The organism is Pseudomonas sp. NFACC37-1, from assembly GCF_900101575.1.
GTDB classification, from domain to species: Bacteria; Pseudomonadota; Gammaproteobacteria; order Pseudomonadales; family Pseudomonadaceae; genus Aquipseudomonas; species Aquipseudomonas fluorescens_AA.
In genome coordinates this window covers 131,532-154,705 of sequence record NZ_FMUZ01000003.1, presented here as the reverse complement: position 1 = coordinate 154,705, position 23,174 = coordinate 131,532, and the positions used below count along the sequence as shown (strand labels likewise).

Genomic DNA, 23,174 nt, shown 5'->3' with positions numbered 1-23,174 from the left:
AAACGAGACCCTTATACGGCCATCAGGTCTTTTTCTTTCTGCGCCAAATCCGCGTCGATCTTAGCCACGTACTTTTTGGTCAGGTCGTCGATTTCGCCAGTGGCGCGACGCTCTTCGTCTTCGCTGATTTCCTTTTCCTTGACCAGATCCTTGAGCTGGCTGTTAGCATCGCGACGGATGTTGCGCACAGCGACGCGAGCGTCTTCAGCCACATCGCGGGCCTGCTTGGTGAAACCACGACGGGTTTCTTCAGTCAGGGCCGGCATGGAGATCAGCAGCAGCTCACCCAGGTTGGTCGGGTTCAGGTTCAGACCGGCACTGCCGATGGCCTTGTCGACCGCGCCCAGCATGTTGCGCTCGAAAGCCACGACCTGCAGGGTACGCGCGTCCTTGACGGTGATGTTGGCCACCTGCTTGATCGGGGTATCGGAGCCGTAGTACGGCACCATCACGCCCTCGAGGATGCTCGGGTGCGCCTGGCCGGTGCGGATGCGACCGAAGTTGTGCGCCAGGGACTCCAGGGATTTCTGCATGCGCTGTTCAGCGTCTTTCTTGATTTCGTTGATCATTGTTGAACTTCCTCGATCAGTGTTCCTTCGGCGCCGCCATGGACGATATTCAGCAGGGCACCGGGCTTGTTCATGTTAAAGACACGCAGCGGCATCTTGTGGTCGCGGCACAGGCAGATAGCCGTCAGGTCCATGACACCCAGCTTGCGATCCAGCACTTCATCGTAGGTCAGATGATCGAACTTCTCGGCATGCGGGTCTTTGAACGGGTCAGCGGTATAGACGCCATCGACCTTGGTTGCCTTGAGCACGACATCGGCATCGATCTCGATCGCTCGCAGGCAGGCGGCCGAATCCGTGGTGAAGAACGGATTACCGGTACCGGCGGCAAAAATCACCACTTCCTTGGCGTTGAGGTGGCGCATGGCTTTGCGACGATCGTAGTGATCGGTCACGCCAACCATGGAAATGGCCGACATCACGATGGCCGAGATATTGGCACGCTCCAGCGCATCGCGCATAGCCAGGGCGTTCATCACAGTGGCCAGCATGCCCATGTGGTCGCCCGTGACCCGATCCATGCCGGCCGCGCTCAGCGCCGCGCCGCGAAACAGGTTGCCGCCGCCGATGACCAGGCCGACCTGAACGCCGATCCCGACCAACTGGCCAACTTCCAGGGCCATGCGATCCAGCACTTTCGGATCGATCCCGAACTCTTCCGAGCCCATCAGGGCCTCGCCGCTAAGCTTGAGTAGAATGCGTTTATAGCGAGCCTGATAACCACTGCCCTGCTGAGCCATTGCGAATCTCTCCTGCGGCGTATTTTCGAAAATTCTTTGCAGGCTGTTTGCAGCCTGCGTCTACTCTAGTCTGACGCTGACACAGCGCCATCGGAACACGGCTTTGTAAGCCAGTTCCGACAGGAAACCAATAAAAATCGGCATCCCCATCCGAAAAGAGGCTGCGCGCGTTAAGCGGGCAGCCTCTTCTGGGCGACAGTTATGAAAACCGTCTTATTGCTTGCTGGCAGCAGCTACCTGGGCAGCAACTTCAGCAGCGAAGTCATCAACCGGCTTCTCGATGCCTTCGCCTACTTTGAAGTAGGTGAACGAAACGATTTCAGCACCGGCTTTCTTCGCCAGGTCGCCAACCTTGATTTCCGGGTTCTTGACGAAGGCCTGCTCAACCAGGCTGGCTTCAGCCAGGAACTTGGAGATACGGCCGCTGACCATTTTTTCTGCGATTTCAGCAGGCTTGCCTTTCAGCTTCTCTTCGTTCAGCTGCAGGAAAACGCCCTTCTCGCGCTCGATCGCTTCAGCCGAAACGTCCGTAGGCAGCAGGAACTCAGGGTTGGTTGCAGCCACGTGCATGGCGATGTCTTTCGCCAGTTCGGTGTCGCCGCCCTTCAGGACAACCGCAACACCGATCTTGTTGCCGTGCAGGTAGGTACCAACCACGTCACCTTCAACGCGAACCAGGCGACGGATGTTGACGTTTTCGCCAGTCTTGCCAACCAGGACCAGGCGCGCTTCTTCCTGGGACTCGATCAGCGGGGCTGCGTCGGTCAGTTTGTCAGCGAAGGCTTTTTCGACGCTGGCAGCGACGAACGCCTTGAAGTCATCCTGCAGAGCCAGGAAGTCGGTCTGGGAGTTGACTTCCAGCAGAACGGCAGCCTTGCCGTCGTCCTTGATGGCGATGGCGCCTTCAGCGGCGACGTTGCCGGCTTTCTTGGCAGCCTTGATGGCGCCCGAAGCACGCATGTCATCAATGGCTTTCTCGATGTCGCCGCCAGCCTTGGTCAAGGCTTTCTTGCAATCCATCATGCCTTCGCCGGTACGCTCGCGCAGTTCTTTGACCAACGCTGCAGTAATCTCTGCCATTTCAAAATCCTCTTGGATAGGTTTTCAACCATTCCACCCGATCGAACGGGCGATCAATTCTTCCCGGAAAACCACTGCTTATAGGCCGCGGCAGGTTACAAACAAGTCACTGCGCTGGCGGCAAATGGTTTTCGAGGTGGCAAAAAGGGGGCCAAGCCCCCTTTTTGCTTACTGAGTCAACGCCAGGGGCGTCAATTACTCAGCGGCTGCTGCCGGAGCTTCTTCAGCGAAGACTTCGGTGCCGCCATTCACGTTGTTGCGACCACGGATCACAGCGTCAGCCATCGAACCCATGTACAGCTGGATGGCGCGGATGGCGTCATCGTTGCCTGGGATGATGTAGTCAACGCCTTCCGGGCTGCTGTTGGTATCGACAACGCCGATGACCGGGATACCCAGCTTGTTGGCTTCGGTGATCGCGATGCGCTCGTGATCAACGTCGATCACGAACAGTGCGTCAGGCAGACCGCCCATGTCCTTGATACCGCCCAGGGAGCGGTCCAGCTTCTCAAGATCGCGAGTGCGCATCAGCGCTTCTTTCTTGGTCAGCTTGGCGAAAGTACCGTCTTCGGACTGGACTTCAAGGTCACGCAGACGCTTGATGGAAGCGCGAATGGTCTTGAAGTTGGTCAGCATGCCGCCCAACCAGCGGTGATCGACGTACGGCGAACCGCAACGTGCTGCTTCTTCAGCAACGATCTTGCCAGCGGAACGCTTGGTGCCGACGAACAGAATCTTGTTTTTGCCCTGGGCCAGGCGCTCTACGAAGGTCAGTGCTTCGTTGAACATCGGCAGGGTTTTTTCAAGGTTGATGATGTGGATCTTGTTACGCGCGCCGAAAATGTACTTGCCCATTTTCGGGTTCCAGTAACGGGTCTGGTGACCGAAGTGCACACCGGCCTTCAGCATATCGCGCATGTTGACTTGGGACATGATAGTTCCTTGATAAGTCGGGTTTGGCCTCCACGTATCCCAATGACCAACCAGCGGCTATATAAGCCGAGGCACCCAGGTCATCGTGTCGACACGTGTGTGGATTTAAGCTTACGGGGTCATCCCCGGAAAGCGGCGCATTTTATACCACAGCAAGGGCGAAAACGGAACATGGATTCTGAAATCCTCTTGTGGCGAGGGGATTTATCCCCGCTGGGGCGCGCAGCGGCCCCATACCAGGCGATTCAATCGACTTGATACACCATGCTGCCTGATTTGGGCTGCTGCGCAGCCCAACGGGGATAAATCCCCTCGCCACAGAGTTCCAGGCTGGAGAGCTCATTGTACTGATCGTCTGTTAGAATCGCGTTTTCAGGGCCGCCCGGATCCCCATCCGCCGCCCATTTCGTTTTGAACAGCGCCGTCGGGCGCAGAGAGAGCCTGTATGACCGTTACCCTCAAGACACCCGAGGACATCGCCAAAATGCGTGTCGCCGGCAAACTCGCCGCCGAAGTGCTGGAGATGATCGCCGACTACGTCAAGCCGGGCGTGACCACCGAAGAGCTGGACCGCATCTGCCACGACTACATCGTCAACGAGCAGAAGGCCATCCCGGCGCCGCTCAACTATAAAGGCTTCCCAAAGTCGATCTGTACCTCGATCAACCACGTGGTCTGCCACGGCATCCCCAACGAAAAACCGTTGAAGGATGGCGACACCCTGAACATCGACGTCACCGTCATCAAGGACGGCTATCACGGCGACACCAGCCGCATGTTCCATGTCGGCAACGTGCCGGAGTGGGCCCAGCGCCTGTCCAAGGTCACCCAGGAATGCATGTACATGGCCATCGAACTGGTGAAGCCGGGCTGCCGCCTGGGGGACATCGGCGAAGTGATCCAGAAGCATGCGCAGAAGAACGGCTTCTCGGTGGTGCGCGAGTTCTGCGGCCACGGCATCGGCAAGGTGTTCCACGAAGAACCGCAGATCCTGCACTACGGCCGTGCCGGCACCGGCATGGAACTGCAGGCGGGCATGACCTTCACCATCGAGCCGATGATCAACCAGGGCCGCGCCGACACCAAGGTGCTGGGCGACGGCTGGACCGCCATCACCAAGGACCGCAAGCTGTCGGCCCAGTGGGAACACACCCTGCTGGTCACTGAGACGGGCTATGAAATCTTCACCCTGCGCAGCGATGACACCATCGCGCGCGTTTCCGCCTGATCCGAACCCAGCCTATAGATCCGATAGATATAGATAGAAAGGAAAGCCATTCAATGCCGCAGGTGGATCCCGAACTCTTCGACCGCGGCCAGTTCCAGGCTGAACTGGCCCTGAAGGCAAGCCCCATCTCGGCGTTCAAGAAGGCGATCCGCCAGGCCCATGAAGTGCTCGACCAGCGCTTTCGCAATGGCCGGGACATTCGCCGGCTGATCGAGGACCGCGCCTGGTTCGTCGATAACATCCTGCAAAAGGCCTGGGAGCAGTTCGATTGGAGCGAAGACGCCGACATCGCCCTGGTGGCGGTGGGCGGCTATGGGCGCGGGGAGTTGCACCCCTACTCCGACATCGACCTGCTGATCCTGCTGGACAGCGCCGACCATGAGGTTTTCCGCGATTCCATCGAGCGTTTCCTGACGCTGCTGTGGGACATCGGCCTGGAAGTCGGCCAGAGCGTGCGCTCGGTGCAGGAATGCGCCGAGGAGGCCCGCGCCGACCTGACGGTGATCACCAACCTGATGGAAAGCCGTACCATCGCCGGCCCCGAGCGCCTGCGCCAGCGCATGCTCGATGTCACCAGCACAGAGCACATGTGGCCCAGCAAGGATTTTTTCCTGGCCAAGCACGCCGAGCAGAAGGCCCGCCACCACAAGTACAACGACACCGAATACAACCTGGAACCCAACGTCAAGGGCTCGCCCGGCGGGCTGCGGGACATCCAGACGATCCTGTGGGTCGCCCGCCGCCAGTACGGCACGCTGAACCTGCGCGCCCTGGCCGGCGAAGGTTTCCTGGTGGAAAGCGAAAACGCCTTGCTGGCCTCGTCCCAGGAATTCCTGTGGAAGGTCCGCTATGCCCTGCACATGCTCGCCGGGCGCGCCGAGGACCGCCTGCTGTTCGATCACCAACGCTCCATCGCCGGCCTGTTGGGTTTCGAAGGGCAGGATGCCAAGCAGTCCATCGAAAACTTCATGCAGCAGTACTACCGCGTGGTGATGAGCATCGCCCAGCTCAGCGAACTGATCATCCAGCACTTCGAGGAAGTCATTCTCGCCCCCGAAGACGAGGAACCGCCGCAGCCGATCAACTCACGCTTTCAACTGCACGACGGCTACATCGAAGCGCGTCATGACTATGTGTTCCGCCGCACGCCGTTCGCCATGCTCGAAATCTTCGTGCTCATGGCCCAGCAGCCGGAAATCAAGGGCGTGCGGGCCGACACCATCCGCCTGCTGCGGGAAAACCGTCATCTGATCGATGAGGATTTCCGCCACGACATCCGCAACACCAGCCTGTTCATCGAGCTGTTCAAATGCCGGATCGGCGTGCACCGCAACCTGCGGCGCATGAATCGCTACGGGATCCTCGGGCGCTATCTGCCGGAGTTCGGCTTCATCGTCGGACAGATGCAGCACGACCTGTTCCACATCTATACGGTCGATGCCCACACCCTGAACCTGATCAAGCACCTGCGTAAGCTGCAGTACACCCAGGTGTCAGAGAAATTCCCGCTGGCCAGCAAGCTCATGGGCAAGCTGCCCAAGCCCGAGCTGATCTACATGGCCGGGCTGTACCACGACATCGGCAAGGGCCGCCACGGTGACCACTCCGAAATCGGCGCGGTGGATGCCGAGGCGTTCTGCCAGCGCCATCAACTGCCCCTGTGGGACAGCCGGCTGATCGTCTGGCTGGTGCAGAACCACCTGGTAATGTCCACCACCGCCCAGCGCAAGGATTTGTCCGACCCGCAGGTGATCCACGACTTCGCCCAGATCGTCGGCGATGAAACGCGCCTGGATTACCTCTACGTGCTGACCGTGGCCGACATCAACGCCACCAACCCGAGCCTGTGGAATTCCTGGCGCGCCAGCCTGTTGCGCCAGCTGTACACCGAGACCAAGCGGGCCTTGCGCCGTGGCCTGGAAAACCCGGTGGACCGCGAAGAACAGATCCGTCGCACCCAAAGCGCGGCCCTGGACATCCTGGTACGCGGCGGCACCGATCCGGACGATGTCGAGCAGCTCTGGTCGCAATTGGGCGATGACTATTTCCTGCGCCACACCGCCGGCGACGTGGCCTGGCACAGCGACGCGATCCTGCAGCAACCGGCCGATGGCGGGCCGCTGGTGCTGATCAAGGAAACCACCCAGCGCGAGTTCGAGGGTGGCACGCAGATCTTCATCTATGCCCCGGACCAGCACGACTTCTTCGCCGTGACCGTGGCGGCGATGGACCAGCTCAACCTCAACATCCATGACGCCCGGGTTATTACCTCCAGCAGCCAGTTCACCCTCGACACCTACATCGTGCTCGACACCGACGGCGACTCGATCGGCGACAACCCGGCGCGGGTCAAGCAGATTCGCGACGGCCTCACCGAAGCCCTGCGCAACCCGGCGGACTACCCGACCATCATCCAGCGCCGGGTGCCGCGCCAGCTCAAGCATTTTGCGTTTGCGCCCCAGGTGACGATCCACAACGACGCCCAGCGCCAGGTCACCGTGCTGGAACTCAGCGCCCCGGACCGCCCGGGCCTGCTGGCGCGGATCGGCCATATTTTCCTGGAGTTCGACCTGTCGCTGCAAAACGCCAAGATCGCCACCCTCGGCGAACGGGTAGAAGACGTGTTTTTCATCACCGACGCTCACAACCAGCCGCTGTCCGATCCGCAACTGTGCAGCCGCCTGCAGGAGGCCATCGTCCGGCACCTGAGCGTCAACCAGGAACCCGATGCTCACCTGACACGCATCAGCATCTGAACGAACAAATTTCCCGCTGTGGGAGCGGGCTTGCTCGCGAAAGCGGTGGGTCAGTCAGCATAATCATTCACTGACCCACCGCTTTCGCGAGCAAGCCCGCTCCCACATTGAACGAGGCCCCCGATGAACAACGCTTTGAACCAGTTGCAGCCTTATCCGTTCGAAAAGCTCCGCGCCCTGCTCGGCAGCGTTACGCCCAACCCCGACAAACGCCCCATCGCGTTGTCCATCGGCGAACCCAAGCATCGCTCGCCCAGCTTCGTGGCTGAAGCCCTGGCCAGTAATCTGGAAAAAATGGCCGTGTACCCGACCACCCTCGGCATCCCGGAACTGCGTGAAGCCATCACCGGCTGGTGCGAGCGTCGCTTCAACGTGCCGACCGGCTGGCTGGATCCGGCGCGCCACGTGCTGCCGGTCAATGGCACTCGTGAGGCCTTGTTCGCCTTCACCCAGACCGTGGTCAACCGGGGCGACGACGCCCTGGTGGTCAGCCCGAACCCGTTCTACCAGATCTACGAAGGCGCGGCGTTCCTGGCCGGGGCCAAGCCGCACTACCTGCCGTGCCTGGACGAAAACGGCTTCAACCCGGATTTCGACGCCGTCTCGCCGGACATCTGGAAGCGCTGCCAGATTCTGTTCCTGTGCTCCCCGGGTAACCCGACCGGCGCGTTGATCCCGGTGGACGTGCTGAAAAAACTCATCGCCTTGGCCGATGAGCATGACTTCGTGATCGCGGCGGACGAGTGCTACAGCGAACTGTACTTCGACGAACAGACCCCGCCGCCAGGACTGCTCAGCGCCTGCGTCGAACTGGGTCGCAAGGACTTCAAGCGCTGCGTGGTGTTCCACAGCCTGTCCAAACGCTCCAACCTGCCCGGCCTGCGCTCCGGTTTCGTCGCCGGCGACGCGGACATCCTCAAGGGTTTCCTGCTGTACCGCACCTATCACGGCTGCGCGATGCCGGTTCAGACCCAACTGGCGAGCATCGCGGCGTGGAACGACGAAGTGCACGTACGGGCCAACCGCGCGCTGTACCGGGAGAAGTTCGACGCCGTGCTGGAAATCCTCAGCCCGGTGCTGGACGTGCAGCGTCCCGATGGCAGCTTCTACCTCTGGCCGAATGTAGCCGGCGATGATGCAGCGTTCTGCCGGGACCTGTTCGAACAGGAACACGTGACCGTGGTGCCGGGCTCCTACCTGTCCCGCGATGTGGATGGCGTCAACCCGGGCGCCGGGCGCGTGCGCATGGCCCTGGTCGCGCCATTGGCCGAATGCGTGGAAGCGGCGGAACGGATCCGCGCGTTCATCCAGCGTCGGGGTTGATGGCTGTATCGGACTGAAGTGGACCTCTGTTGTGGCGAGGGAGCTTGCTCTAGCGGGACTGATCGTTCCCACGCTCCGCGTGGGAATGCATCCCGTGACGCTCTGCGTCACCTTCCAGAAGCGGAACGCAGAGCGTCCCTGGCGGCGTTCCCACGCGGAGCGTGGGAACGATCAGTGTGGGCCGGGCGGCCGGCATTTACTGCATCAAGTCCGAAGCTCTACCCGATCCAACGCCTTGTTCGCCAACAACGTCCCCAACTCAATCATCTGCGCCACTCCCAAGGCTACATGCCGCCGCGAGCCGTCCAGGCCAAACGCCAGGTCGCTGAGCATCGCATTGGCCGAAGCCAGGGTTTCGCTGAGGTTGGCTAGCAGGGCTTCAGCAAGGACAAGAAATGACCTCAACCGAAGAGAAAGACATACCAGAGGTCGACCTGGGTGAGTTCGTAAAGCACATCGGGCTTGAGAAATCGGTTCCTGGGCGTTACAGCTTGTAGCAGCACAGGATCGCCCACCATTCGTATTTGACTTTACCCATCGCAAGGTATGTTCATAGAGTTTGTGATCGACCCCAGACTCTTCGGGCGATGAGGCCGATATTATTTCCCCAACCCCAAATTCGCCTCCGCCAAATCCAACTCCCCCAGCACCTCACGCAACACATCATCGCCAATCTGGTGATGACGACTAAGGCGATACAACTCCAGCCGCTGCGCCCGAAAAGCCTTCAAGCGCAGCCGGCGCTCCAGCAGGTCCATCTCGAATGCCAGCGCCTGGGCTTCGGCGGAGTCGTTGAACACGTCGAGCTGATGACGATACTCGGACATCAACCGCGCCTTGACCTCGGTCGCCAGCGCCGCTTGGGCCGCATCCGGCGTACTGCCCGCCTCGGTCGGTTCTTCCACCTCCAGCGCATGGATCGCCGCTTCAGCGGTTTTGCGCCAGGCCTCGCGGACTTCATTGCGACGTTTGTCGTCGGGGCTTTTCTCGATGCCCCGCAGCAACAACGGCAAGGCGATACAAGCTGCGATCAACGACAGCAGAATCACCCCGGCGGCGATGAAGATCAGCAGGTCCCGCTCGGGAAACGCCTCGCCCGCGCCCAACAGCAATGGCACCGACAGCACGCCCGCCAGTGTCACCGCGCCGCGCACCCCGCCGAAGGTCAACAGCCAGCAGGAACGTGCGTTCGGCACCAGGATCAGCTCACCCTTGCCACGCCAGCGGCGCAACAGCCCCGACAGACGCCAGATGCTTTGCACCCAGACAAACCGCAGCACCAGCAACACCAGGAAAATCGCCAGCACATCCAGGCAACGGTAGAACAACGTCGGCCAGAGCGTGGTTTCGAGGCGGGTCACCGCCTTGATGATGTCCGGCAGTTGCAAGCCCAGCAGCAGGAAGATCAAGCCGTTGAAGGCGAATTCCAACAGCGACCAGACACTGCGATTGAGCAGCCGCGTGCCGGTCTGGCGCGGCAGCAGGTCGAGCCAGCTCTGCATCATCCCCGCCGCCACCGCCGAGAGAATGCCCGAGGCGCCCAAGCGCTCAGCCAGCACATAGGCGGCAAACGGCAGCAGCAACATGAACACCACATGGGTGGCCGGGTCGTCCCAACCCCGGGCAATCATCCACGCCCGCAGCCGGCCCAGCAGCCAACTCAGGGCCACGCCGACCAGCAGGCCGCCGACCGCCACCAATACGAACGTCAGGCTCGCGTTGGCCAGGGAAAAGACCCCGGTGATGGCCGCCGCCAGGGCGAACTTGAACGTCACCAGGCCCGACGCATCGTTCATCAGCGCCTCACCCTGGAGCATGTGCATCAGGGGGCCGGGCAAGCGGTCGCGGGCAATCGCCGACACCGCCACCGCGTCGGTCGGCGACAGCACCGCCGCCAGGGCGAAGGCCACCGGCAACGGGATACTTGGCAGCAGCCAATGAATGAAATAACCGGCGCCCACCACCGTGAACAACACCAGCCCCACCGCCAGCGTCAGGATCGGCCCGCGCAGGCGCCACAACTCGCGCTTGGGCATGCGCCAACCGTCGGAGAACAGCAGCGGTGGCAGGAACAGAAACAGGAACAACTCAGGATCGAGGGCCACGTGCAGCCCCAGGGACGGCCAGGCCAGCACGGCACCGGCGCCGATCTGTACCAGGGGCAGCGGCAGCGGGATCAACCGTCCGATCAGGCGCGACACGCCTACCAGCATCAACAGGATCAGGACGGTATAAGCGCTTTGCATAACGGTTTCCACTGGCAGCGACACACATCCGGCAACAGCTTGCCGTTGAAGTGCCATATTAACCGCCTAGGATTAACTTGGCCGTTACACCTATGTCGCAGCAGCTCTTTAGTGAGCAAGCTGTGGGAGCAAAGCTTGCTCGCGATGAAAACACCTCGGTCTGCCAGAAGACCGCGTCATCGTTCATCGCGGGCAAGCCTCGCTCCCACAACCGTCCGGTCATGGCATAATCCTTCACCTTTTATTTCCAGCACCTGCAAAGGGGGCAGTTCCTTGACCGATTCAAGCAAAACGTTGCACCTTTTCGGCATCAAAGCCTGTGACACGATGAAAAAGGCGCGCACTTGGCTCGATGATCACGCTGTGCAGTACGACTTTCACGACTACAAGACCGCCGGCATTGACCGTGAACACCTGACCCAATGGTGCAACGAGCATGGCTGGCAAGTGGTGTTGAACCGTGCCGGTACGACCTTTCGCAAACTCGACGACGAACGCAAAGCCGATCTCGACCAGACGAAAGCCATCGAACTGATGCTCGCCCAACCCTCGATGATCAAGCGCCCGGTGCTCGATCTCGGTGACCGAACCCTGATTGGCTTCAAGCCAGATATCTATGCGGCAGAAATCAAGTAAGCCTGCCCAGTCCATTTTGTAGAGGTAATTTCATGTCCACTACCCTGTTCAGCCTGGCCTTCGGTGTCGGCACTCAAAACCGTCAAGGCGCCTGGCTGGAAGTGTTCTACGCACAGCCGCTGCTCAACCCATCGACCGACATCGTCAAAGCCATCGCGCCGATCCTCGGCTACAGCGAAGGCAACCAGGCCATCACCTTCACCACCGCCCAGGCCTCGCAACTGGCTGAAGCCCTCAAGGGCGTCGATGCCGCACAAGCTGCCCTGCTGACCCGCCTGGCTGAAAGCCACAAGCCACTGGTCGCCACCCTGCTGGCCGAAGATGCCCAACTGAGCTCCACCCCTGAGGCCTACCTCAAGCTGCACCTGCTGTCCCATCGCCTGGTCAAGCCCCACGGCCTGAACCTGGCCGGGATTTTCCCTCTGCTGCCGAACGTGGCCTGGACCAGCCAGGGCGCGATCGACCTGGCCGAACTGGCTGAGCACCAGCTCGAAGCCCGCCTGCGTGGCGAACTGCTGGAAGTGTTCTCGGTGGACAAGTTCCCGAAAATGACCGACTACGTGGTCCCGGCCGGCGTGCGCATCGCCGACGCCGCGCGAATCCGCCTGGGCGCCTATGTGGGCGAAGGCACCACGGTCATGCACGAAGGTTTCGTCAACTTCAACGCCGGCACCGAAGGCCCGGGCATGATCGAAGGCCGTGTCTCGGCGGGCGTGTTCGTCGGCAAGGGTTCGGACCTGGGCGGCGGTTGCTCCACCATGGGCACCCTGTCGGGCGGCGGCAACATCGTGATCAAGGTCGGCGAAGGCTGCCTGATCGGCGCCAACGCCGGTATCGGTATCCCGCTGGGCGACCGCAACACCGTGGAGTCGGGCCTGTACGTGACCGCCGGCACCAAAGTCGCGCTGCTGGACGAAAACAACCAACTGGTGAAAGTGGTCAAGGCCCGCGACCTGGCCGGCCAGCCCGACCTGTTGTTCCGCCGCAATTCCGAGACCGGCGCGGTGGAATGCAAGACGCATAAGTCGGCCATCGAGCTGAACGAAGCACTGCACGCCCACAACTAAGCTTCACACCAGCACCTGTGGTGACGAGCCTTTGTGGGAGCCGAGCTTGCTCGCGATGAACGATGATGCGGTCTTGCAGTTAAACCGTGTCGCAGCCATCGCGAGCAAGCTCGGCTCCCACAAAAAAAGCCCGCTCCCACAAGGTCCGGCGTAACTCCAGCAGGGCCCGAAAGCATGTTGATCCAATCCCCCTGGCGTGCCGATTTCCCGGCCATCGCCGCCCTGCAACGGCAAGGCCAGACCTACCTGGACAACGCCGCCACCACGCAAAAACCCCAAGCACTATTGGATGCCCTGACGCATTACTACACCAACGGCGCGGCCAACGTGCACCGTGCGCAACATTTGCCGGGCGCCCATGCCACCCAGGCGTTCGAGGACAGCCGCCTCAAGGCTTCGCAATGGCTCAATGCCGGAAACTGCGGGCAGGTGGTCTTCACCCACGGCGCCACTTCGGCGCTGAATCTGCTGGCCTACGGGCTGGAACATTTATTCAACCCGGGCGATGAGATCGTCATCAGCGCCCTGGAGCACCACGCCAACCTGCTGCCGTGGCAGCAACTGGCCGAGCGCCGTTCGTTGACCCTGGTGGTGTTGCCACTGGATGCCGACGGGGTGATCGACCCTGGCGCCGCCGCCGAACTGATCGGCCCCCGCACGCGCTTGCTGGCGGTGAGCCAGTTATCCAATGTGCTGGGGGCCTGGCAACCCGTGCCGGCGCTGCTGGCGCTGGCCAAGGCCCAAGGCGCGCTGACGGTGATCGACGGCGCCCAAGGCGTGGTCCATGGCCGCCACGACGTGGAAGCGCTGGGCTGCGACTTTTACGTGTTTTCCAGCCACAAACTCTATGGCCCCGACGGGCTGGGCGTGCTGTTCGGCCGTACCGAAGCCCTTGGCAAGCTGCGCCATTGGCAGTTCGGCGGCGAAATGGTGCAACAAGCCGATTACCACAGCGCCACCTTCCGTCCGGCGCCGCTGGGCTTCGAAGCCGGCACGCCGCCGATTGCCAGTGTGATCGGGTTGGGCGCGACCCTGGACTACCTGTCCGCCCTCGATCCGCAAGCGGTCATCGACCATGAAGCGGCGCTGCATGACTACCTGCGCCATGGCCTGCAAGCCCGCAACGGCATTCGCCTGCTGGGCAACCCGCGCCTGGCTCTGGTCAGTTTCGTGGTCGAAGGCATCCACAACGCCGACCTGGCGCACCTGCTGACCGAGCAAGGCATTGCCGTGCGCGCAGGGCATCACTGCGCGATGCCGCTGTTCAAGCATTTGCAGCTGTCCGGGGCGATTCGCGTGTCGTTGGCGCTGTACAACGATTCTGCCGACATCGAACGGTTCTTCGAAGCCCTCGACCAAGCCTTGGAGATGTTGCGATGAACCTGCCGGCCGATGCCGTCACGGCGCTGCAAATCTTCCGGGACGCGTCAGGCTGGGAGCAACGGGCCCGATTGCTGATGCAATGGGGCGAACGTCTGCCGCCCCTGAGCGACGCGGACAAATGCGAGGCCAACCTCGTCCACGGCTGTGAAAGCCAGGTGTGGTTGGTGGGTCGCTTGCACGACGGGCACTGGCAGTTTTCCGCCAGCAGCGATGCGCGGTTGATCCGTGGGTTGGTGGCGTTGCTGCTGGCGCGGGTCAACGGGCTGTCCGCCGAGGCGTTGCAGCAGGTGGATCTGCCGGATTGGTTCAACCAGCTGGGATTGTCGCGGCAGCTGTCGCCGTCGCGTAGCAATGGCTTGAATGCGGTGCTAAAGCGGATGTTTGAGTTGACTAAATGATTGTGGCGAGGGGATTTATCCCCGTTGGGCTGCGAAGCAGCCCCTAAAGCAGTCAACTCAAGCTGTCTGACACAGCGCATTGTTAGGTTTGAGGGCTGCTTCGCAGCCCAGCGGGGATAAATCCCCTCGCCACATAAAGCGCTCACTGCCCGGACTTGACCCTGTCAGCCGGTCGCCGCACACCCGCCACGATCTTATCCACAGCCTTGGTCGCCGCGACCATGCCAAACGTCGCCGTGACCATCATCACCGCACCAAACCCACCGGCACAGTCGAGCTTGACGCCGTCGCCCACAAAACTCTTCTGCAGGCAAATGCTGCCGTCCGGCTTCGGATAGCGCAGTTGTTCGGTGGAGAACACGCAGGGCACGCTGTAGTGGCGGGTCACGGTGCGGGAGAAACCGTAGTCGCGGCGCAAGGTGGAGCGCACCTTGGAAGCCAGTGGATCGTTGAACGTACGGTTGAGGTCGCAGACCTGGATCAGCGTCGGGTCGATCTGCCCGCCCGCGCCGCCGGTGGTGATGATCTGGATCTTGCGGCGCTTGCACCAGGCGATCAGCGCAGCCTTGGCGTTGACGCTGTCGATGCAGTCGATCACGCAGTCGATGTTCGGCGTGATGTACTCGGCCATGGTGTCGCGGGTGACGAAGTCCGCCACCGCGTGCACCGTGCAGTCGGGGTTGATCCCCCGCAGCCGCTCGGCCATCACGTCGACCTTGGGTTTGCCGACGGTGCTGTCCAGGGCGTGCAACTGGCGGTTGGCGTTGCTGACACAGACGTCGTCCAGGTCGAACAACGAGATCTCGCCCACGCCGCAACGGGCGATGGCTTCAGCCGCCCAGGAACCGACGCCTCCGATGCCGACAATCGCCACATGGGCCGCCCGCAGGCGTTCCAGGCCCTCAATGCCATACAAACGGGCGATGCCGGCAAACCGTGGATCTTCTGTACTCATGACCATTACCCCAAAAACCGGCGCGCATTATAGGGCTTTGCCGTGGCAATTTAAGCAAAACCTCTGTGGGAGCGAGCTTGCTCGCGATGGCGGTGTATCAGTCGACATCGATACTGGCTGATCCAGCGTCATCGCGAGCAAGCTCGCTCCCACAGGTTTTGTGTTCCACCTGTCCCGCACCAGGGGCCAATGGTGGTCGTTTTGCTATAAGATAACCGCCATTTTACGAGCCTTGGCCAAATACAATCCACGGCCGAACTCAGGACCTGTGGGAGCGGGCTTGCTCGCGAAGGCGTCATCACTGACGCTAAAAGCTTCGCGAGCAAGCCCGCTCCCACAGAGATCCGTGTCTCCTTTCCATGTTTCCGGAGTTTTCCATGACGGCCCACGCCGACCTCTCGCCGACCCTGCAACTCGCCTGCGACCTGATCCGCCGTCCATCCGTGACACCGCTGGATGCCGATTGCCAGAAACTGATGATGCAGCGCCTGGGCAACGCGGGCTTCACGCTCGAGCCGATGCGCATCGAGGATGTGGATAACTTCTGGGCCAGCCATGGCAAGCATGACGGCCCGGTGCTGTGTTTCGCCGGGCACACCGATGTGGTGCCGACCGGTCCGGTAAAGGCCTGGCAGCTCGACCCGTTCGACGCGGTCATCGACGAACAGGGCATGCTCTGCGGCCGTGGCGCGGCGGACATGAAAGGCAGCCTGGCGGCAATGGTCGTGGCGGCCGAACGGTTCGTCGCCGACTACCCTGACCACAAGGGTTCGCTGACCTTCCTGATCACCAGCGATGAAGAAGGCCCGGCCCACCACGGCACCAAGGCCGTGGTCGAGCGCCTCAAGGCGCGTCAGGAGCGGCTGGACTGGTGCATCGTCGGCGAGCCGTCGAGCACTACCTTGGTGGGCGATGTGGTCAAGAACGGCCGGCGCGGCTCCCTCGGCGCAAAACTGACCGTGCGCGGCAAACAAGGCCACGTGGCTTATCCACACCTGGCGAAGAACCCGATCCACCTGGCGGCGCCCGCCTTGGCCGAATTGGCCGCCGAGCATTGGGACCACGGCAACGACTTTTTCCCGCCGACCAGTTTCCAGATCTCCAACCTCAATTCCGGCACCGGCGCGACCAACGTGATCCCCGGTGACCTGGAAGCGGTCTTCAACTTCCGCTTCTCCACCGAGTCCACCGTCGAAGGCCTGCAACAACGCGTCGCCGAAATCCTCGACAAGCATCAACTGGACTGGCACATCGACTGGGCCTTGTCCGGCCTGCCATTCCTCACCGAACCGGGCGCGCTGCTCGATGCGGTGTCGTCGAGCATCCGGGATGTCACCGGGCGCGAGACCCAGGCGTCCACCAGCGGCGGCACGTCCGACGGTCGCTTCATCGCCACCATGGGCACGCAAGTCGTGGAACTCGGGCCGGTCAACGCGACCATCCACCAGGTCAACGAGCGCGTGCTGGCTGCCGATCTCGACGTGCTGACCGAGATCTACTACAAGACGCTGATCAAGTTGCTCGCCTGATGCTCGCCTGCCCGATCTGCAGTGAACCGCTGAACGCGGTGGATAACGGCGTGGTGTGCCCGGCCGGCCACCGCTTCGACCGTGCGCGGCAGGGTTACCTGAACCTGCTGCCGGTGCAGCACAAGAACAGCCGCGACCCCGGCGACAACCAGGCGATGGTCGAAGCCCGCCGCGACTTTCTCAACGCCGGGCACTACGCCCCGGTCGCCCGGCGCCTGGCGGAACTGGCCGCCGAGCGCGCACCCGGGCGCTGGCTGGACATCGGCTGCGGCGAGGGTTACTACACCGCGCAGATCGCCGAGGCATTGCCCCAGGCCGATGGCTATGCCCTGGACATTTCCCGCGAGGCGGTCAAGCGCGCCTGCAAACGCAACCCGCAACTGACCTGGTTGATCGCCAGCATGGCCCGGGTGCCATTGGCGGACGGATGCTGCCAGTTCCTGGCCAGCGTGTTCAGCCCACTGGACTGGCAAGAGGCCAAGCGCCTGCTCAGCCCCGGCGGCGGCCTGATGAAGGTCGGCCCCACCGCCGGCCACCTGATGGAGTTGCGCGAGCGCCTCTACGACGAAGTGCGCGCCTACACCGACGACAAGCACCTGGCCCTGGTGCCGTCGGGCATGGCGCTGGATCACAGCGAAACCCTCGAATTCAAGCTGACCCTCGAAAACGGCCAGGATCGCGCCAACCTGCTGGCCATGACGCCCCACGGTTGGCGCGCCAGCGCCGAACGCCGCGCCAGCGTGATCGAACAGGCCGAGCCATTCGAGGTCACGGTGTCGATGCGCTACGATTATTTCGTTCTTCAATAACCTTTTTGATTCCAGGCCCCGGGCAACCGTTCGGGGCCAGTTAAATCCGCGAATGGATTTTTCAAGACCGCAGCGAGGACATCCATGCGCCAACCCGATATCGAGATTTACCTCAAGGACGCCGACGTCGACCACAAGGCCATCGCCGCCTGGCTCGGCCAGGCCCTGGGCCCCTGCAGCGACTGGGTACAGAAAGGCCAGACCTACAAGTGCAAGGCCGGCAACATTCCGGTGACCTGGCTGCCCAAGGCCGTGGGCAAATGGAACAGCCTGTACCTGGAAAGCGACCAGACCCCGTGGGAAGACGACATCGCCTGCGCCCGCGCCGCCTTCGCCGCACTGAATGTCGAAGTGCGTTGTGCGCCTGGGTCATGGGTGGAGGAAGAAGGGGAAGAATCGGCGGACCGCTGGATTCGCATCAGTGCCGACGGGGAAGAAGAGATTACCTGGAAGACGGCGTGACAGCTGGGTAGGCCTGTTGCGATTGCCAGGCTCGACGCCACTTGCAATGCTAAAACAGATCCCAATGTGGGAGCGGGCTTGCTCGCGAATACGGTGTGTCAGGCAATATCCTTGTGACTGATACACCGTATTCGCGAGCAAGCCCGCTCCCACAGGGATTACTGTGACGGCAAGCGCGGTTTACAACCCCACCACATCCTCAGCCTGCAAGCCCTTCTGCCCTTCCACGACCGCGTACTCGACCTGCTGGCCTTCGGTCAGGGAACGGTGGCCTTCGCCGCGGATCGCGCGGTAATGCACGAATACATCCACCCCGCCTTCGCGTTGGATGAAGCCGTAACCCTTGGCGTCGTTGAACCACTTCACACTGCCGGTTTCCCGTGCTGCCATGATGCTCACTCCCATTTTTATCTTATAAGTCGACTTTTCGATGGAAAGCCGTACGAACTTTCACCACCGTCTGGCCGTCCATGGGAGGCCGGGGCGGTAACCTGCCGAGTATATGACACACGGAAAAACTCTCAACTGACTTTACTTCGGCGCTTTTTTGCCGATTTTCGATGAATCCGGCACACTAGCGGGCCCGAGCAGCCGCTCGGTTTTATCCACTCATGCAGAAGCCGTATGACCCGCTCCCCGTTCCGCCGTCTTGTGTTTGGCACCCTGCGCCGACTGTTGTACCTCTGGGTTCGCTCCGAGACCATCAACCAGTCGTCCTTTACCCTCAACCTCGACCGCAGTCGTCCGGTGTTCTACGTCCTGCAAGACCCTTCGCTCACCGACCTGGCGGTGCTCGACACCGAATGCACCAAGGCCGGCCTGCCCCGTCCGGTGCTGCCGGTCTCGGTGGGTAACCTGCTGGAGCCGGCGGCATTTTTCTACCTGACGCCGGCGCCGGACTGGATCGGGCGCCAGGACAAGCGCGGTGCGCCGCCCACCCTGACGCGGCTGGTCGACGCCCTGACCCACAATGCCGCCGAAGACGCCCAGATCATCCCGGTCAGCGTGTTCTGGGGCCAGTCGCCCGACAGCGAATCCAGCCCCTGGAAGCTGTTGTTCGCCGACAGCTGGGCCGTCACCGGGCGCTTGCGCCGCCTGTTGAGCATCATGATCCTGGGGCGCAAGACTCGCGTGCAATTCTCCGCACCGATCCACCTGCGCGAACTGATCGAACACGACAAGGGCCACGAACGCACCGTGCGCATGGCCCAGCGGATCCTGCGGGTGCACTTTCGCAACTTGAAAGCGGCGGTCATCGGCCCCGACATTTCCCACCGACGCAACCTGGTCAAGGGTCTGTTGAACCAGCCGCTGGTCAAGCAGGCGATCGCCGAGGAAGCCGAACGGGAAAAGATCTCCCCGGAAAAAGCCAAGGCCCAGGCCCTGCGCTACGGCAACGAGATCGCCTCGGACTACACCTACACCGCGATCCGATTCCTGGAGGTGGTGCTGAGCTGGTTCTGGAACAAGATCTACGATGGCATCAAGGTCAACCACATCGAAGGCGTGCAAAACGTCGCCCAGGGCCACGAGGTCATCTATGTGCCGTGCCACCGTAGCCACATCGACTACCTGCTGCTGTCGTACCTGCTGTTTCGCAACGGCCTGACGCCACCGCACATCGCCGCCGGCATCAACCTCAACATGCCGGTCATCGGTGGCCTGCTGCGCCGTGGCGGGGCGTTCTTCATGCGCCGCACTTTCAAGGGCAACCCGCTCTACACCGCCGTGTTCAACGAATACCTGCACACGCTGTTCACCAAGGGTTTCCCAGTGGAGTACTTCGTCGAAGGCGGTCGCTCGCGCACCGGGCGCATGCTGCAACCCAAGACCGGCATGCTCGCCATCACCCTGCGCAGCTTCCTGCGCTCCTCACGCATGCCCATCGTGTTCGTGCCGGTCTACATCGGTTATGAGCGGGTCCTGGAAGGCCGCACCTACCTGGGCGAACTGCGCGGGGCCAGCAAGAAGAAGGAATCGATCTTCGACATCTTCAAAGTCATCGGCGCCCTCAAGCAGCGCTTCGGCCAGGTGGCGGTGAACTTCGGCGAACCGATCAAGCTGGCGGAATTCCTCGACGGCGAACAACCCGGCTGGCGCCAACAGGAACTGGGCCCGCAATTCAAGCCGGCCTGGCTCAACGCAACCACTCATCGCCTCGGCGAGCGCGTGGCCCGGCACCTGAACGAAGCCGCGGCCATCAACCCGGTCAACCTGGTCGCCCTGGCGCTGCTGTCCACCAGCCGCCTGGCCCTGGACGATCGCGCCATGGCGCGGGTGCTCGACCTGTACCTGGCGTTGCTGCGCAAAGTCCCGTACTCGCCCCACACCACCCTGCCCGAAGGCGATGGCCAGGCGCTGATCGAACACGTGAAAGGCATGGACCTGCTGTCGGAACAGAGCGATGCCCTGGGCAAGATTCTGTACCTGGACGAGCAGAACGCGGTGCTGATGACCTACTACCGCAACAACGTGCTGCACATCTTCGCCCTGCCGGCATTGCTGGCGAGCTTCTTCCAGAGCAGCTCGCGCATGAGCCGCGAACAGATCCTGCGCTACACCCATGCGTTGTACCCGTACCTGCAATCGGAGCTGTTCATTCGCTGGTCGCTGGAAGAACTGGACGGCGTGATCGACCAATGGCTCGACGCGTTTGTCGAACAGGGCCTGCTGCGTTTCGAAAACGACCTGTACCTGCGTCCGGCGCCGAGTTCACGGCACTTCGTGCTGCTGACCCTGCTGTCCAAAAGCATTGCCCAGACCTTGCAGCGCTTCTACATGACCGTCTCGCTGCTGCTCAACAGCGGTCAGAACAGCGTCAGTGCCGAAGAACTGGAGGACCTCTGCACCGTCATGGCCCAGCGCCTGTCGATCCTCCATGGCCTGAACGCACCGGAATTCTTCGACAAGAGCCTGTTCCGCCACTTCATCCAGACGATGCTGGACCTGGATGTACTGCGCCGCGACGAGGCCGGCAAGCTCAGCTACCACGAACTACTGGGCGAACTGGCCGAAGGCGCGGCCAAGCGGGTGCTGCCAGCGGAGATTCGCCTGTCGATTCGCCAGGTGGCGTTGCATCGCAGTGAAGATGCGGCGGAGATCGCCGTCAGCCCCGACCTTTGACATTTGCCGATCACTCACCTTGAGCATGGAACGGTTCTGGTGAGTGCTTCGGTCAATCGCCAGGCGTACTCCGACGCTGCGCAGCGGCCAAGGCGACGTCAAACGAAGAAAAGACCTACAGAGAACTTTGGAGCAGGCCTCTAGGATGAGCCCACGTCAATGTCGACGTATTGAAAAGGAATTCAACATGAACATCATCACCCTCACCCTGCAACTGCCCGCAGGCTACGAACTCCCGGAAGCCGGCCGTGCCGAAATCAGTGTTCGAAATGCCGACGGTGTGCAGATCAGCACCAGCGGCGGCCAGGGCTCCAACATGGCGCCAAGGGAGCCGCTCCAGCAGCCTTGGCAATATCGCTTCCAGATCAATTCCGAGAGGGCGTCCGTCGGCGAGAAGCTCTCGGTAAAGGTGCAAATGTACCAAGGTGGTACCGCTCTTTTCCTTGATACCGAACAGGCCTTCACCTGGGATGGCGGCGATCAACACGTTGACATCCCCCTGAGCCTGGCGCCAGCATCGCTGGCTGAAACTGTTCAAGCGCCTGTGTTCGGTTCCTGAGCCGCGACGCGACGCAGGGATGCTTGGACGCAAATCCGTTAAATGCTCGTTGACGCCCGTGTGTGGCTGGCGTCAACGAGCCAGGTGCTTCCCCATGAAAAAACTCGCTCTGTTCGCATCCATGGCCTTGCTGGCCGCTTGCCAATCGACAACACCGCCCCCTGCGTCCCTCGACGGCGAAGTCTTCTATCTGCAACGCATCGCCCTGCCGCCCAACGCCACCTTGAGCGTTAGCCTGCAGGACGTTTCCCTGGCCGACGCTCCTGCGGTGGTGCTCAATGAACAGAGCGGTCCGATCAAAGGCCAGGTCCCGCTGCCGTTCCACCTCAGTTATGATCCCGCCCAGGTCAAGCCCGGCCATCGTTATGCCGTGAGCGCCCGCATCGAAGTGGATGGCCAGTTGATGTTCATCACCACCGAACAACACGCCGTGCAACTCGATGGCAAGGATCCGCAGCCGTTGAAGATCCGCGTCAACGCCGCACGCTGATTGCTTTTTCCAACTTTTTCCAAGGACGCCATCATGCTCCGCTCTACCCTCCGTTTCACCGGCCTGTGCGCGGGCCTGTTGATCTGCGCCAATGCCATGGCCCTGTCCCTGGGCGACCTGTCGCAACAGGATGCCACGGGCGGCCTCAAGGACGCCTTGACCCAAGGCGCACAGGTGGCGGTCAAGCAACTGGGTACACCCGGCGGCTTCAGCAACAACCCGGATGTGAAAATCGAATTGCCAGGCAAGCTGGGCAAAGTCGCCAGCAAAATGAAGGCCTTCGGCATGGGTGAACAGGTCGATCAACTGGAAACCAGCATGAACCAGGCTGCCGAGGCCGCCGTGGTCCAGGCCCAACCGATCCTGGTCAATGCCGTGAAAAACATGAGCGTGAGCGATGCCAAGGGTATCTTGAGCGGCGGCAACGACTCGGCCACGCAATACCTGAACAAGAGCAGCCGCGAGCAGATCCGCGCCAAGTTCCTGCCCATCGTCAAGCAAGCCACCGACAAGGTCGGCCTGGCCCAGAAATACAATGCCTTCGCCGGTCAGGCCGCGACGCTCGGCGTGCTGGATGCCAAGAGCGCCAACATCGAGAACTACGTGACCGAACAGGCGCTGGATGGGTTGTTCGAGATGATCGGCAAGCAGGAAGCCACCATTCGCCAGAACCCGGCGGCTGCGGCGACCAGTTTGGCGAAGAAAGTCTTCGGCACCCTTTAAAACTCAGCACAAAACACCCTGTGGCGAGGGGATTTATCCCCGCTGGGCTGCGAAGCAGTCCTAAAGCAGCGAACTCAATCTTCCTGACACACCAAGTTGTCTGGTTTGGGGGGCTGCTGCGCAGCCCAGCGGGGATAAATCCCCTCGCCACAGGTTCGGTGTGCA

At 61.7% G+C, this 23,174-nt stretch carries 21 protein-coding genes and 1 pseudogene; 14 read left to right on the top strand and 8 right to left on the bottom strand.

Annotated features, from left to right (window positions below; genetic code table 11):
• Positions 1-11: 11 nt before the first annotated feature.
• The 4 genes from frr to rpsB all read right to left on the bottom strand — a co-directional run bounded on the left by frr (position 12) and on the right by rpsB (position 3,322).
• Positions 12-569: a ribosome recycling factor gene (gene frr / locus BLP82_RS05125; protein WP_003184913.1), complete on the bottom strand. Its 558-nt coding sequence runs from the start codon at positions 567-569 to the stop codon at positions 12-14.
• Complete coding sequence (pyrH, locus tag BLP82_RS05120) at positions 566-1,309, bottom strand: UMP kinase (protein ID WP_024779012.1); 744 nt, start codon at positions 1,307-1,309, stop codon at positions 566-568. Before pyrH ends, frr begins: the two co-directional genes overlap by 4 nt.
• A 213-nt stretch (positions 1,310-1,522) precedes the next feature.
• The gene (gene tsf / locus BLP82_RS05115; protein WP_092165839.1) at positions 1,523-2,389 is read right to left on the bottom strand and encodes a translation elongation factor Ts; all 867 of its coding nucleotides are present in this window, start codon (positions 2,387-2,389) and stop codon (positions 1,523-1,525) included.
• A gap of 195 nt (positions 2,390-2,584) precedes the next feature.
• Positions 2,585-3,322, bottom strand: a complete 738-nt coding sequence (gene rpsB / locus BLP82_RS05110; RefSeq protein ID WP_003198231.1) for a 30S ribosomal protein S2 — start codon at positions 3,320-3,322, stop codon at positions 2,585-2,587.
• 445 nt (positions 3,323-3,767) lie between these two features.
• On the opposite strand from rpsB, the gene map reads away from it, so the two are divergent.
• The 3 genes from map to dapC all read left to right on the top strand — a co-directional run bounded on the left by map (position 3,768) and on the right by dapC (position 8,629).
• The gene (gene map, locus BLP82_RS05105; RefSeq protein WP_053118843.1) at positions 3,768-4,550 is read left to right on the top strand and encodes a type I methionyl aminopeptidase; all 783 of its coding nucleotides are present in this window, start codon (positions 3,768-3,770) and stop codon (positions 4,548-4,550) included.
• A gap of 53 nt (positions 4,551-4,603) precedes the next feature.
• Positions 4,604-7,306 carry a [protein-PII] uridylyltransferase gene (locus BLP82_RS05100; protein ID WP_092165838.1) on the top strand — a complete coding sequence of 901 codons (2,703 nt, stop codon included), beginning with the start codon at positions 4,604-4,606 and terminating at the stop codon, positions 7,304-7,306.
• A 123-nt stretch (positions 7,307-7,429) separates the two neighbouring features.
• Positions 7,430-8,629 carry a succinyldiaminopimelate transaminase gene (dapC, locus tag BLP82_RS05095; protein WP_092165837.1) on the top strand — a complete coding sequence of 400 codons (1,200 nt, stop codon included), beginning with the start codon at positions 7,430-7,432 and terminating at the stop codon, positions 8,627-8,629.
• A 204-nt stretch (positions 8,630-8,833) separates the two neighbouring features.
• Here dapC and BLP82_RS05090 read toward each other — a convergent pair.
• Both BLP82_RS05090 and BLP82_RS05085 read right to left on the bottom strand, forming a co-directional pair.
• A pseudogene (locus BLP82_RS05090) lies at positions 8,834-9,010 on the bottom strand (DUF6124 family protein); the annotation flags it as partial.
• 218 nt (positions 9,011-9,228) lie between these two features.
• Positions 9,229-10,875, bottom strand: coding sequence for a Na+/H+ antiporter (locus BLP82_RS05085; protein WP_092165835.1), 1,647 nt, complete (start codon positions 10,873-10,875; stop codon positions 9,229-9,231).
• 273 nt (positions 10,876-11,148) lie between these two features.
• Between BLP82_RS05085 and BLP82_RS05080 the strand changes: the two genes are divergently transcribed.
• The 4 genes from BLP82_RS05080 (at position 11,149) to BLP82_RS05065 (ending at position 14,359) form a co-directional block, all read left to right on the top strand.
• Positions 11,149-11,511, top strand: a complete 363-nt coding sequence (locus BLP82_RS05080) for an ArsC family reductase (protein WP_092165834.1) — start codon at positions 11,149-11,151, stop codon at positions 11,509-11,511.
• Positions 11,512-11,543: 32 nt separating this feature from the next.
• A complete protein-coding gene (gene dapD, locus BLP82_RS05075) occupies positions 11,544-12,578 on the top strand; it encodes a 2,3,4,5-tetrahydropyridine-2,6-dicarboxylate N-succinyltransferase (protein WP_072408264.1) in 1,035 nt (344 codons plus the stop codon).
• Positions 12,579-12,752: 174 nt separating this feature from the next.
• Positions 12,753-13,958: an aminotransferase class V-fold PLP-dependent enzyme gene (locus tag BLP82_RS05070; RefSeq protein ID WP_092165830.1), complete on the top strand. Its 1,206-nt coding sequence runs from the start codon at positions 12,753-12,755 to the stop codon at positions 13,956-13,958.
• Positions 13,955-14,359, top strand: a complete 405-nt coding sequence (locus tag BLP82_RS05065; protein ID WP_092165829.1) for a SufE family protein — start codon at positions 13,955-13,957, stop codon at positions 14,357-14,359. The genes BLP82_RS05070 and BLP82_RS05065 overlap by 4 nt, the downstream gene beginning before the upstream one ends.
• A gap of 142 nt (positions 14,360-14,501) precedes the next feature.
• Here the strand turns inward: BLP82_RS05065 and tcdA are convergent, their stop codons facing one another.
• Complete coding sequence (gene tcdA / locus BLP82_RS05060; protein ID WP_371914110.1) at positions 14,502-15,314, bottom strand: tRNA cyclic N6-threonylcarbamoyladenosine(37) synthase TcdA; 813 nt, start codon at positions 15,312-15,314, stop codon at positions 14,502-14,504.
• A gap of 377 nt (positions 15,315-15,691) precedes the next feature.
• Here tcdA and dapE point away from each other — a divergent pair, with 377 nt between their 5' ends.
• The 3 genes from dapE to BLP82_RS05045 all read left to right on the top strand — a co-directional run bounded on the left by dapE (position 15,692) and on the right by BLP82_RS05045 (position 18,114).
• Positions 15,692-16,843 carry a succinyl-diaminopimelate desuccinylase gene (dapE, locus tag BLP82_RS05055; RefSeq protein ID WP_092165827.1) on the top strand — a complete coding sequence of 384 codons (1,152 nt, stop codon included), beginning with the start codon at positions 15,692-15,694 and terminating at the stop codon, positions 16,841-16,843.
• Positions 16,843-17,652, top strand: a complete 810-nt coding sequence (locus BLP82_RS05050; RefSeq protein ID WP_092165826.1) for a putative RNA methyltransferase — start codon at positions 16,843-16,845, stop codon at positions 17,650-17,652. The genes dapE and BLP82_RS05050 overlap by 1 nt, the downstream gene beginning before the upstream one ends.
• Positions 17,653-17,736: 84 nt before the next feature.
• Positions 17,737-18,114: a hypothetical protein gene (locus BLP82_RS05045; RefSeq protein WP_003198200.1), complete on the top strand. Its 378-nt coding sequence runs from the start codon at positions 17,737-17,739 to the stop codon at positions 18,112-18,114.
• A gap of 180 nt (positions 18,115-18,294) precedes the next feature.
• On the opposite strand, the gene BLP82_RS05040 is transcribed toward BLP82_RS05045, so the two are convergent.
• Positions 18,295-18,504: a cold shock domain-containing protein gene (locus tag BLP82_RS05040; RefSeq protein WP_092165825.1), complete on the bottom strand. Its 210-nt coding sequence runs from the start codon at positions 18,502-18,504 to the stop codon at positions 18,295-18,297.
• Between the two features lie 234 nt (positions 18,505-18,738).
• On the opposite strand from BLP82_RS05040, the gene plsB reads away from it, so the two are divergent.
• The 4 genes from plsB (at position 18,739) to BLP82_RS05020 (ending at position 23,009) form a co-directional block, all read left to right on the top strand.
• On the top strand, positions 18,739-21,237 hold the full coding sequence (plsB, locus tag BLP82_RS05035) for a glycerol-3-phosphate 1-O-acyltransferase PlsB (RefSeq protein WP_092165824.1): 2,499 nt from the start codon (positions 18,739-18,741) through the stop codon (positions 21,235-21,237).
• Between the two features lie 187 nt (positions 21,238-21,424).
• A complete protein-coding gene (locus BLP82_RS05030) occupies positions 21,425-21,796 on the top strand; it encodes a hypothetical protein (protein WP_092165823.1) in 372 nt (123 codons plus the stop codon).
• Positions 21,797-21,890: 94 nt separating this feature from the next.
• Positions 21,891-22,286 (top strand): YbaY family lipoprotein, encoded by a 396-nt coding sequence (locus BLP82_RS05025; protein WP_092165822.1) that lies wholly within the window; start codon positions 21,891-21,893, stop codon positions 22,284-22,286.
• Between the two features lie 33 nt (positions 22,287-22,319).
• On the top strand, positions 22,320-23,009 hold the full coding sequence (locus tag BLP82_RS05020) for a DUF4197 domain-containing protein (RefSeq protein WP_092165820.1): 690 nt from the start codon (positions 22,320-22,322) through the stop codon (positions 23,007-23,009).
• Positions 23,010-23,174 lie beyond the last annotated feature (165 nt).